This window comes from Endozoicomonas sp. ALB115, from assembly GCF_049310245.1.
GTDB lineage: Bacteria > Pseudomonadota > Gammaproteobacteria > Pseudomonadales > Endozoicomonadaceae > Endozoicomonas.
On sequence record NZ_JBLYZG010000042.1, the window covers coordinates 1 to 12,829 of the forward strand.

6 protein-coding genes are annotated in these 12,829 nt (G+C 49.5%); all 6 read right to left on the reverse strand.

All coding sequences use genetic code 11. The features are described 5' to 3' along the window. A partial coding sequence (locus ACO6VE_RS16860; protein WP_422462444.1) for an ankyrin repeat domain-containing protein occupies positions 1-519 on the reverse strand: 519 nt, incomplete at its 3' end. A gap of 181 nt (positions 520-700) precedes the next feature. Next, positions 701-8,509 (reverse strand): AAA family ATPase, encoded by a 7,809-nt coding sequence (locus ACO6VE_RS16865; RefSeq protein ID WP_422462446.1) that lies wholly within the window; start codon positions 8,507-8,509, stop codon positions 701-703. 638 nt (positions 8,510-9,147) lie between these two features. Next, positions 9,148-9,528, reverse strand: a complete 381-nt coding sequence (locus ACO6VE_RS16870; RefSeq protein WP_422462448.1) for a hypothetical protein — start codon at positions 9,526-9,528, stop codon at positions 9,148-9,150. Positions 9,529-10,235: 707 nt separating this feature from the next. After that, positions 10,236-10,853: a ribonuclease HII gene (gene rnhB, locus ACO6VE_RS16875; protein ID WP_422462450.1), complete on the reverse strand. Its 618-nt coding sequence runs from the start codon at positions 10,851-10,853 to the stop codon at positions 10,236-10,238. After that, entirely contained in the window at positions 10,850-12,040 is a 1,191-nt protein-coding gene (gene lpxB, locus ACO6VE_RS16880) for a lipid-A-disaccharide synthase (RefSeq protein WP_422462452.1), read from the reverse strand. The genes rnhB and lpxB overlap by 4 nt, the downstream gene beginning before the upstream one ends. Next, the gene (gene lpxA / locus ACO6VE_RS16885) at positions 12,040-12,822 is read right to left on the reverse strand and encodes an acyl-ACP--UDP-N-acetylglucosamine O-acyltransferase (RefSeq protein WP_422462475.1); all 783 of its coding nucleotides are present in this window, start codon (positions 12,820-12,822) and stop codon (positions 12,040-12,042) included. The genes lpxB and lpxA overlap by 1 nt, the downstream gene beginning before the upstream one ends. Between the last annotated feature and the right edge of the window lie 7 nt (positions 12,823-12,829).

A 12,829-nucleotide genomic window follows, 5' to 3' on the forward strand; every position in this document is an offset into this window, starting at 1 on the left:
CGGCGTGAATCCGTCTGAAGTAGCCAGGTTAACATCAGCCCTTTTGTTGATCAGCAGCCGAACCACCTCAACATGCCCTTCTTCCGCTGCATAACTGATCGGCGTGGATCCGTCCAAGGAGGCCAGGTTAATATCAGCCCCATTATTGAGCAGCAACCGGACCACTTCAATATGTCCTTCCTTCGCAGCATAACTGAGCGGCGTCCAACCAACTTGAGTGACATAGTTAACATCAGCATTTTTGCTGATCAGCAGCTGGACCAGATCAACGTGCCTTTCAGTAACTGCAACAAACAGCAAGGAAACCATATCTTCGGTTTTTGCGCAGCGGTAATCTTTGCAAACGACAGCGGGGTCCTTTTGCAGTTCCCTTTTCAGGACATTGAGATCGCCGACCCTGCAAGCCGCCAACGGTGTGGGCTCATTGTAGGGATTGTCACAGTTTACTTCAGAAATGGCAGAATCAGATCCATCAAATCGCTGGTAGAAGAATCCGGAATGCCCGCTAATTGACTCCATAACTCCCCCCTTGGTCTGGTCAATGTTATTTCAGGAGTTGGATCAGACATTGAACAAGTAGTTCAACTGGAACCGTAAATAACTCAATGTTGTCTACCTGAGTTTTGATCTGGGTGTCTTGAAATGGGACTTTCCACCAAATTTTGAGCAGTTACTTATCCTCAATTTTTCGCAATCCTCGCTAAGTACGCTTAAATCCGACAGGATCCCGGGCATTTAGCAGTGACTCATAAATCGACTTAAAATTTACCGTATTCAGGAATTCCCTGGCAATGGTGGTTAATTCCTCAGATTTAAGCACCAGCGCATTGCCCGAGTTGTGTGCCTGCCTCAGATAACGGGCCTTAACAGATCTTTCAAGAGCAGAATTATTCTGTGTTTTAATCATCATGGCATACAGCTCTTCCGGTGAGGATACCTCATGGGCACCATATCTGTTGGAATATCTGCGTCCGACATCGGCCTCCAGAAAACAATAAGTTAAACGACTGCCCCTGGTTTTTGTCATATGATACAGGTAATAAATGAATGCCTGGTAAATAGCCTGTTTAACGACAGTTTCAGGGACACTTGAACGGTCATTACCAGACACACGGAGGGAATTTATAATTGGCATGTACCTTGCGAAGATTTCCTTGGTTTTTTTATTAATCTCTTCAGACTCTTTTTGATCTCGACTACCTTCCCGCTTCGCTGGAAGACGAACATTCCTGTGAGTTTTATTAGTATGTTTTCCGGATACTTTACAAACTTCAGCGCGATATTGATCGTATGTCAGATTAAATCTGAAGTTTTTTTCCATAACCTGCCATGGTTCTGATGAATAATGGGCTTCTACTTCATCCGCGATAACTGTGTAGGCCCACTCAGGCTTACCCAGTATAATAACCGGGCGAATGCCAGTCTTACTGGCGTTAAATTGTGGAAAAGCGGGTTTTCGCACCAACATTCGCTCAATGTCCGGAATGCCCTCAGGGTTGTTCGTCCAGGACAACTGTAAAGACGAACAGTCGATTTTTTCTTCCAGGAATGACGAAACCCCATTAAAGCTTTGGGTTACGAAAAAATGATCGTCTCCTTTCAGTTCCCAATCGTAACGACTCAGCCACTCCTGGCTATTCCTCAACGGAGTCAGCAATGCTTTATACCAATGTTCCAGGTAACTGACGGTCTGAGCCTTCAATTCCTTTACAGTTTCCAGACGTACCATCAGGTCATGATACTTACCAGCTGGAACAATATTGCTAGGGTAACTTTGCGGGGGTCTTAGCCAACCCGCCTTGAATGCTTCAACGGCAAAATGAATGACTGGGGGGTGGGCTAAATTACTCTCTGTCAGTATATCCACCATTGAACCCAGCCAATCGTCATGATCTCCATAACGGTTGTGAACAACCGTTTTTGAGTAGAGCGCCTTGAGCAGCCCGGTCACCTGATCTTCACTACTGCTGGACAATATTTGACTCACCGCCTCAGACATCGGTTTATAGTAGGTAACGGTACGCCTACAAAACACCTTGCCAATCAACCGAGATTCCTCAAAGTTCAGTGTCTCTTTCTTTACCAGAATTGAGACTCCCAGAGAAAAACCGGTTAAGTCTTTGTCTTTCCAAAGCCTTTGTACCACCTCGCTGGTACCTGGCGTTTTATTTGGTAATGCACAGCCTGCCTCAAGGGCTTTGTGCAGATCTTCGACACTCCGACCATAAGCTTTGGCAAGGCGCTGCAGTTGCTCTGGATCAGCACTTTCCAGAAACGCCTTAATCTTCTTTGACTCGGTGCTGGAACCACTTCCCTGCCTGAAAGGCTGAAAGTCAGGTTCGATTCGTTTTACCTGTACAGGAGCGCCTCCGAGATCCTCTGACTTCCAGCTCATTCCGCCATCCAGTGAATACTCCGGATATAGGTGGTATTTACCGCTTACTGCGCGTGCAGGAATTCCAAAATAGCGGCAGAGCGCCACAAATATGGGCGTTCTGTGTTGACACTTGCCCTGTTGACGCCACAGCAGAAAGCGGAAAAAGCCTTCGCCACCTTCATACTTCTCTAAGCCCTTAAAATTTTTGCAATACTCTGCTATTGCAGCAATGCGATCTTTCAGGATCTTTGCCGACTGAATACAACGAATCTGTTCCTTTTGATTCTCTGCCATATCAGCTGCTGCAAAGCCGTTAAAGAATTCAGTTAATTGTAATTTCATGGGTTCAGAAACAGTGCAGTCTAACCTCGCGTCGCCAGATTGCTGCACTAAATCCAACGTTTCGACCGATGGTTTTTTACACGAACTTTCTGTCACTCTTTTTTCTACAACGTAATTAACTGTTATTTCCTGACCATCACCGACATTTGGAAAACGCACCATGTGAAGACCTGTATACCTGTCTTTTATCAACCGGTAATCCAGAGACGGTTTTATTCGGAAAGCCTGGATAGTTTCATCCGGGTTCAGACCTGGCAGGTAAAAATACTTATCCTTGTTTACCCGCAGGCAATGAACACCCAGACTCTGCTCGCTGCCCAGGGTTACTTCTCCATCAGGCAGAGTGGAAGGAAACACCAGCTCAAGACCGTGCGCCCCGGGGCTAAAACTGCGTAGTTCAACATTACCCTGATTATTCAAAGCCACATCAAAGACCTCCAGGCGATACATCCCGGGACTTTCACGAGAGGCAAAAATCTTTCTCTCCACCAACTGACGTAACGCTCTGTGTTCATAAGCGGTATCAACATCCAGATAATGAACCGTTTTGGCGGGTAGCTCTGCCTGATTATCAAGAGGCAGGGTATCGTTTGCACAGATAGTGGCAGCCTCTGTTTTGGCATTTTCCCGTGGTGCAGATTGAGCAGCTTCAGAGAGTGGCTTTCCCGGAGCGTTGTGTGTATCGCCACTATTGGCTGAAACAGCACCAGGATATTGTCCCTCAATTTTTGCCAGTTTATGTCCCACCGCTTCCGCGCCGGAACTGTGAGAATCTGACCTTTTTCTGCCACTGCCGGAATAGTGTCTGACGGGGTTTGATACTATCCGTGAAATTTTCTGCCAAAAGGCAGGCCACAAAAAAACCTTGTTGGCATCCCATGCACTTATCTGTTTATCAGCTTCCCGGAAATATGGCTGGTTAATGGACATTTTCAGGGTTTGCTTTTGGGCATCCGTCAGGGTAAAAACAGTATTTGCCTCCACCCCAGTCTGATTAAACCTGTGATCAAACCAGCAGTGCTGCCAGTATCGATAAAGAGTCTGGGTCAGAATATCATCCGCATCTTTCGGTTTCGGGGAGAGACCCGAAGCCAGCCATTGGACCTGAGCCACACGCCTGATGATTTCCGTTCGGGCCTCTGCATCACTCAGGTCAGCCTTGATGTGTATTTCATGGTGCTGTTCATCAATATGGTTGAGATTGCTGCGACGTATCAACCAGGGGCGATCAGAGCCAGCCCTGGTGTGGTGAAACCAATTGCAAAGTACAGGATCAATCCCCCGCTGGCCAATGGGTACAGCCGATAATTCTGGCAATTTCTCCAGGGTTGCCCTGACTGCGATAAAATAAAGCTGATAGTGATGATTGATGTGTTGACGGAGCGCATTTTCGGTAAAGTCTCCATCTTTAATGACGGCCCTGGCCAGATTTTGTAAATCCAGCCCGGTGGGCTGCAAGGGCAGGCCTTGCTGTTGCAAACAGGCCCTCAGTTGACAGTGCCACTGTGTCAACAATTCAGCTGCGGACTTTCCCTCTGGCGTTTGTGGCAACACTTTTTCAACAATGGCCAGCAGTTCCGCCGGATTATATTGTCGGACAGGCAAATAGCGGAAACGTCCTTTGAGCGCTGGTGATAACGGTTTTCGGCCACTGTACCGGGGAGGATTGGTGGTGGCAAACAGGTGGAAACCCGGATGAGCATCACCGGCCAGAATAGCATTAAGTTCCCCCTCCAGGTGCTGGCTATCAATCAGATTCAATTCAGAAATGACTACGATGCCGCCATTGACTTTCGCCCGCTGGATGGCTTCGCACACTCTGTCCCAGGAGCAATCCCCGGCATTGCAATAAAATACCTCCGGCATGGATTCTCCCCGCTGTGCAACCTGCTGTTTGAAGCTTTCAATCAACAGGTTCAGGGTGACATCCTTACCCCGCCCGGCAGGGCCTTCAATCAGGGTAGCCTGACGACCATGATGTTGTCTGACGTGATGATGCGCCTGCTGACATCGGCTTAAATCCTGACCAAGCCGTTGCACCAATTCACTGACCGCTGATCCGGAGGTATCAAATTCAGGCCGGGTTTGTAACGTCGCCCGGATAAAACTGTTTCGTATACCCTCCAGGACCTGATTATGCACCAGGTCTCTCAAAGTGTTGTCTACCTGGTCACGGGCAGAAAACCAGAGTTCCAGTGCTGTCCTGGCATCCTGACTCACCCCGGGCATTTCTGAGCCCAGTACATCCTGAAAACTCTGCAAGATCAACCCATCCACCTGCTCACGGGTAACGCTGCCCTGTCTGTGCCTGGTGGCTAATGCACGATCCAGATACCAACCCACCCAGCTGCAGATATCGGTCAAATCCCTGGGGGTAAACTCATGTTCCGGCAGCAATTCCGGATAATATTGCCAAAGCACCATCACACGGTCACTGGCGCTACGTACAATGTCGTCTGTTTGCGGTTCTGGCAAATACCTTTGTAACTGCCTTAGCAGAGCAGGTTCAACCACCCGGTCCCGGAGAAAAGCCCGATTTAAGGGAAGGTAGTATGGCCCGGGCAGTTTCTCCTTCAGCGCTGGGTCTAATTGGCGTCCGGCGTAATGGCCCGGATTACCGGTCAAAATCACTCTGTGCTGAGCAGTCACCTTGACCGGGTGACCGTTAACATAGATGCACGGTGCCGGTTCCCATAAACCATTCAGTGAAGCCTGCAATCCGGTATTGGCCAGATTGGCCTCATCCAGAACCACTGTGACATAATGACCTGCAGCGGCGGGTTGAGTATTGGCCCATTCCAGTAACGCCCGGTCTTGTAATGCCATATAACGGTCACCACCAGCCCCGGTGCCGGTATGTTCCCGCCATTGCCAGCGTTTCATCAGGGTCTGTTCGCTGTCGCAGGGGCCCAGAGACATCAGCGAAGCCAATCCGGACGCCTCGGCAGTTTTGGCGGCAAAATAACTTTTACCAGTCCCGGTTTCTCCCTGCAGGAAAATGACGGGGGAATCCTCAAGCCGGTCATGGAGCCTGGATAAACGACGAAGTTCCCGATCCTTCTGGTTAACCGAACTGTAAAAAAGATCATGGGCCAGCGCCTGAAGTGGAGCCTGAGCGCAACCTTGCCATTCAAGTGATTGCACCAATAGGTGCTCCAGGCGTGAAATACGCTCTGGGTCACTATTTCTGGATACGCTCTCCTGGCTAACACGATAACAATCCATCGCCAGAGTACGAATGGCATCAGATCGAGTCTGTGCTGAATGTGGACGTAACTGCCAGCCAGAAGCCAGCGCATCTTCCAACCGCCTGATCTGATTTTGTGGCCTGATTGCTAACTGTTGGTACTGCTCTGCCTGCCGTGGGTCAACCTGCAGCTGAAAAGCCACCGAACTTCGCTGCATCCGGGGCGTTTGCGCGACAATCAAGGCACAGAGGCAATCCATACATTCGTTGGACATGCAAGCTTGAAATGGATATTCATAGGACAGGTTCAGTTGTTCAAATACAGTATTGGCAAATACAGTCGGGCTAAAAGCCCTGGCCAGTTGCCACACATTGAGGCGGACAAAACTCCTGTCCAACGGCTGGGCACTGTTAATGACAGCATTCAAACGATCAGGATCCACCCAGGCAGTGTGCGCTGTATCCGGCAATAGCTGTCTGCAAGCCACCTTCATAAAATCACGAACTGACCGATTCTGCCGGGTGCCATGGCTGAATACGCTATCGATGGCTTTGCGCCAATGGCAGGGTTGCAGCTGCGGTGCATGGTCAACCTGCTGTGCCCGCCGGGCAGCCAATATCAGATTATTCAACAACCCTTCTGTGATTTCAGGCAATGGATGACAAAGGGTGGCAGGTACGGTTTTAAAAGCTTCGCAGAGTTGCCCGAGCGCCTGTTCCGGGAGTTCAGTCCGGGACATACCATGATGTTCCGCGGTGATATTCCAGATATCTACCGGTGGACACAACTCTGCAGCGGCGATCATTGCGCTCCATACCGGGGATGGGCTTTGGGCAAGCTCAGGCCAGAGTACTGTGATACAGGCTTTCGGGTAAGCCTGTAATATGCCGTTAACCAGCAGGGGTTGGCCAGATACCAGAGGCTCAAGCAGCTGCTGAAGCTTTGGATTGCTCTCCAGCCCCCGGAATACCACAGGCTTGCCCGTGGTCAAAGCTGCCTGCAAGCCGCTCTGACAGCGGCCAAAATACGCCTTTTGCTCCGAAGTGATAAAGATATTGTCAAACAACTGGCTGAAGCCGGTCTGGCTATTGATCTGTATCACCAGGGGAATTTCCTGATGGCCATTAATCCAGTGATTTGCCTGGGCACTGTGCTGATAAGTCACTGTGTTAACGGGGGCGTAATCCCCGTTATTATCTTTACCGCCAATACTGCTGGCCAGTTCGGGTTGCCCGGCTTTTTCTGTCAGCCCAAGTGATTGCGGTTGTCGCTGCGAATGAGCGACCTGAAGCTTCGGTTTTACCCCTGTGGTCTGGTGGATATTCTGCAGTGCACCCAGCAACAGAAACCAGAGCGCTTCACTGAGAGGTGAAGTGACTGTCACCACGTCACCGGCCTTCACCTGGTCCAGCAAGCTGGTGTTAGGAACCGCAAAACCCTCCTGTCCGATACTGATTGGCCCCAACCATTCCAAAATATTGCCATGGTTAATAATCAATGGGTTTTGTGGCTCGTTACAGGCAAGTCTTGCATCCCCAGAGTTAGCCATGATTTGCAACAGCGATAGCAGCTCGTCATCTCCCACCGGCATCCGGTAAAACTGAATATCTTCTGGCAGAGTACAGACAGCACCGTTGCTCTCATAACGCTTTTGCACCAGCAGTTGGCGAATGGTCTGTTCAAATGCCAGATTATTCCAGTCGGCTCCTTTAAGAATCACCCGCTGCCCGGTTTCCAATTGCTCAAATTTGCCTTGCAGGTGCCGGATACGCCCCTGCTTATCCACCCCGGGTCCACCAAAAAACAGCTGTCGCCAATTACTGTGCAAATGACAGTGGATAATAACGGTATTGCCATCATCCATAGCACTGCCCGGGGTGAGTTCAGCCAATACCGGTGGCACGTCACCGATGTCCATTGTCTGGTCATTGCTATTGTCTGCGTCAAACTGCCAGGTATTGCCCGATCGATTAATTCGTCGCCAGAAATCCGCACCCGGTGCTTCGTCACTTTTCCCCACCATCGCCAACTGCTCATGACTGGCCAATACCAGCAGCGAAACATGTTCACCCAGAGCACGTTTTTTCTGAGTGACTTGGTCAAACAGACAAGGATTATCGGGATCCAGCAACTCATTAAGTTTTGGCAGCTCGTCACTGGTGAGCATTCGGATATCGATAACCAGGGTCAAAGGCTCGTTATTTTCAAATAGCTTGCCCGGTTTCAGAGAGTGATGACCGGTCCCGGCAATACTCAAGCGGCTGAGCAGGTTCCCCTGCGAGAGATCATCCGGATGAGAAAGAACGACTACGTCTTGCTGCTTATCATGGGTTTGAGCAGATAAAAGATGTCGAACCTGATTATTATTAGCGACAAAACGAAAATCAAAGGAATGCGAAAACCTCAGGTTTGGTGAGACCTGTAAGCATACAGTTCTCGCATTGTCAGACAGCGGAATCCGGGGTGACGTTAAATGCAGCCTGGATTGTACTTCAACGCACATATCCACTGGCTTTAACGGTTGCTTCAATTTTGCCTTTTTGGCCGACAAGTTACGCTCTGATCCCAATTGTACATTGTTTCCACTATTTTGAATGTTCATAGATCCCGCCACTCCATTAACCTTCAGGTTCTTTTTGGATTACAGACTGCTGAACTATTCTTTACAGAAAAAAACACCCGGTATCAGAAATGACACCTATCAAGAAATACTGCGTTAGAACTGAAAATTGTCAGGTAGTTTAGAACACAAATAGCTGACCACGGTTTAGTTCAGGCTATGTGTTGATAAAGCCCAGTGGATCGATATTCGATTTAAAAGGTAGTTCACGATCGGAACCTGAAGGGGAAGCTTACGACTGGGAACATTTCAATCACACGATTAACGTGTTCTCAATGCCAGTAGGCTGCTGGACTTAAGTAGTTGGCCAAATGGAATCGTATATTTCTGGCTAAGTGGGCAGTTGCTATGCAAGGCGCAACGTAGGGAGCATAGCCGTAGCTATGTGACCGGAGTTGCAACGCCGCAGAGTGACTGACAACTTAGTCAGAAATATACGATTTCATTTGGTTAACTACTTAAGACTGTCCTGCACGGCAACTGCTCCTGCGTTGCTTTAGCTCCTGCATCCATGCAGTCGCGGGTTGCGTTGATATCCATACCGTTTGTACTGAAGCGGAGTCAAAGTGCGGTACCCGCACCCTTCGACTCCGCTCCAGGATGAGCGGGGTATACGGATATTAACGCTTTTCTGCACCAGGAGCTATGTGCTGCTCCTCATCGGCCAGGTAACCCGGCTTGACGTGCTCAACCTGTCGGTCCGGAAGCGGCTTAAAGCACGGGCATTCATCTTTGCAGATACAACAGAATGCAGAAGCGATAGTGGCAGCAGCGCAAACAGGTAGGCCGGTAGCGATAACTACAGCAGGTTTGCAGCTGGAAAGAGCACCACCAATAACAGAGGCTAAAGCGGTACTCCCCGCGATAAGGCCTACAGTCGTGGCAGCATCTTTTTTAACCCTGGCGTTACAATTAAGGGTATAGCCTGATATTCGACATCCCTCTGGTTGTGGCTGTGTAGTCACGGGCGGAAGAGGCTTAAATTGATTCATACCATTCATATTCAATTCATTCTTATAAATTAAGATTGTTCGTTTCTGACACAACAAAGCACCAGTGCAGCTAAACGTTGATACCCATACCGTTCGTGCTGAGCTTGTCGAAGTACGGTGGCACCATTCTTCGACAAGCTCAGGAGGAACGGGTATTAACGCTTTTCTGTACCATATTCTTGATTCTTGGTTCTTGGTTCTTGGTTCTTGGTTCTTGGTTCTTGGTTCTTGGTTCTTGGTTCTTGTTTTCAGAAATGCTTAAAATACTCAGTGTTTGTGAGTGTTTTATTAGAGTAAGTTATTTAAAAAAAGTTCCTTCAGAATTATCACCATTTGGCCACAGCAGACATGGCAGTTAACTCCCCCTCCTGCGCTACGCAATGTCACTAGTGCTAAAGTACCAGTAACAGCTCCTCACCGACACTGTAAATCGGACCTGACAACGCCCACATTGAAATGACTGTATTATTGCGACCCAAAGACCTGCACAGACCAAGCCTAGTACATGGTTTCAATGAGTTTGACGTGTACTATCTCCGTTCACCCTGAGCGGAGTCGAAGGGTGCTTGGCACGATCTATCAGAGTCCGGAGTTTCCGCCTTTAGGCCCTATGGGTCCTTCGACAAGCTTCAGGACGAACGGAGTGCGGAGGCACGACAACCCGTCAAACTCATTGAAACCATGTACCAGGCTTGTTGCGTCCGTTGCTTTTTATGTCAACTGACCACATCAGCCAGGAGCTCCTGAACCGGCTTGAAGGAACGACGATGGACGGGAGCAGGCCCCAACTTTCTTAACGCTTCAAGGTGGACTTTAGTAGGATAACCTTTATGCCCTGCGATGCCATAACCCGGCCACTCCCTGTCCATAATCAACATTTCCCGGTCGCGGGTCACCTTGGCGATAATGGAAGCGGCAGCAATCTCAGGAATACGACTATCGCCTTTTACAATGGCTTCAGCACGACAGGAAAGCGCTGGACAACGGTTACCATCGATATAAGCCAGTTCGGGCCTGACCGATAATCCCTCAACGGCACGCTGCATTGCCAGCATGGTGGCATGGAGAATATTCAGTTCATCAATTTCTGCTACTTCAGCCCTGCCCAGTGACCAGGCCAGGGCGTTATGACAAATAACGTCAAAAAGCGCCTCTCGCTTTTTCTCCGACAGTTTTTTGGAATCATTCAAACCTTCAATCGGGCGAGCAGGATCCAGGATGACAGCAGCGGCAATCACCGGGCCACACAGTGGACCTCTGCCCACTTCATCAACACCGGCAACAATAATTCCTGTGTCACTGGCGTCACACCAGTCAAATTGATTTTGCTTCATTGATTCTCTACCCGCTGCCTGGTCTGCTGAATAACTGACATCACCGCTTCATAGGCCAGCCTGCTGGCATCCTGCTTCAGTTGGTGGTGAATCTCCTTAAAAGACTGTTTCAGAGTATCTCTGTACGCCTGATCTTCAATGGCCTTCTTGATCAAAACCCTGAGATTTTCAGGAGTAGCATCGTCCTGTAACACTTCAGGTACCAGCTCTTTGTCGGCCAGAAGATTGGGCAGTGCGACATATTTGACCTTCACCATCCGGCTGATAATGGCAAAACTGAGCGGTGCCATTTTATAACTGACAACCAGTGGCTTTTTATGCAGTGCAGCTTCAAGAACAGCGGTTCCCGAAGCGATCAGAATCGCATCCGAGGCGGCCATAACCGATTGTGCCTGGCCATCATAGACCGTTACGTCCAGATCCGGAAACTCACTGACAATGGGTAGAAGTTGCTTTTTTCGTCGCTCATTGGCACAGGGAATTAAAAAGCGAGCATCCGGGAAGTCTTTCCTGAGCAGGCGGGCGGTCTCAAGAAATAGTTGACCAAGTTTGGCTATCTCTGGTTTGCGGCTGCCTGGCAATAGCCCGATTACCGGCCCACCACCATGACTGACACCCAGGGTATGTCTGGCTGCGTCTTGATCCGGATTCATGGAAATCTGGTCAGCCAGGGGGTGGCCAACAAAGGTCACAGGTACACCATGATCCCTGTAATAGTCCGCTTCAAACGGGAGCAGTGCCAGCATATGGTCTACGGAGTGCCGGATTTTTTTCAGACGACCTTCACGCCATGCCCATACCTGGGGGCTGACATAATGCACGGTTGGAATACCGGCCGCTTTCAGCCTGCGTTCAAGCACCAGATTAAAATCAGGGGCATCAATACCAATAAACACATCAGGCTGATCGGCAATCAGTCGTTCCCGCAACTGTTTGCGAATACCCAGCAGTTCTCGCAAACGCCCGAGAACCTCAACCAGCCCCATCACCGATAACCGCTCCATGGGGAACACGCTGTCAAAACCCTCTGACTGCATCAGGGGACCGCCAATACCATAGCAGTAAGCATCCGGATAATGTCGTTTGATTTCACGGATCAGCCCGGCCCCGAGAATATCCCCTGAGGCTTCTCCTGCAACCAATGCAACACGTAATGATAATCCCGGGGAAGAAACTGCCGACTGCATCACCGGGTAATACCACGGCTTGATGATTTCAGAGAGTCAATCAGCAGTTGAATTTCCGGTAACGGCTCCATACTCTCGAGACGATCAATCGCTTCAGCCGTTCTCAACCCCTGACGGTAAATGATCTTGTAGCATTGTCGCAGTGTGCTGATCAGTTCAGGCGTATAGCCCCGGCGACGCATGCCTTCAAAGTTCATACCATGGGCTTCAGCCGGATTACCACTGGACATGACAAATGCCGGCACATCTTTAAACAGTGCCGTATGGGCAGCACTCATACTGAAGGCACCAATCTTGCAGAACTGATGCACCGTCGTGTAACCGCCCAGGATGGCGTTATCACCAACCATCACATGACCGGCAAGTGCCACATTGTTGGCAATAATACAGTTGTCACCTATAACACAGTCATGGGCCACATGCACATAGGCCATCAGCAAATTGTTATTGCCAATAGCAGTCAGCCATTGATCCTGAATGGTGCCACGATGGATGGTACAACCTTCACGGATAGTATTGTTATCGCCAATCACCAGGCGAGTGGGCTCACCAGCGTATTTTTTATCCTGACACTCTTCACCAACACTGGAAAACTGAAAAATACGGTTATTTTTCCCGATCACCGTCGGGCCCTTGATCACTACATGAGAGTGAATACGGCTACCCATACCCACTTCAACACCCGGCCCAATATAAGTCCACGGCCCAACTTCAACATCTTCACCAATACGGGCACCCGGTTCGACAATAGCCGACGGATGAACTTTGGCGGTTGGATGAATATCGGCT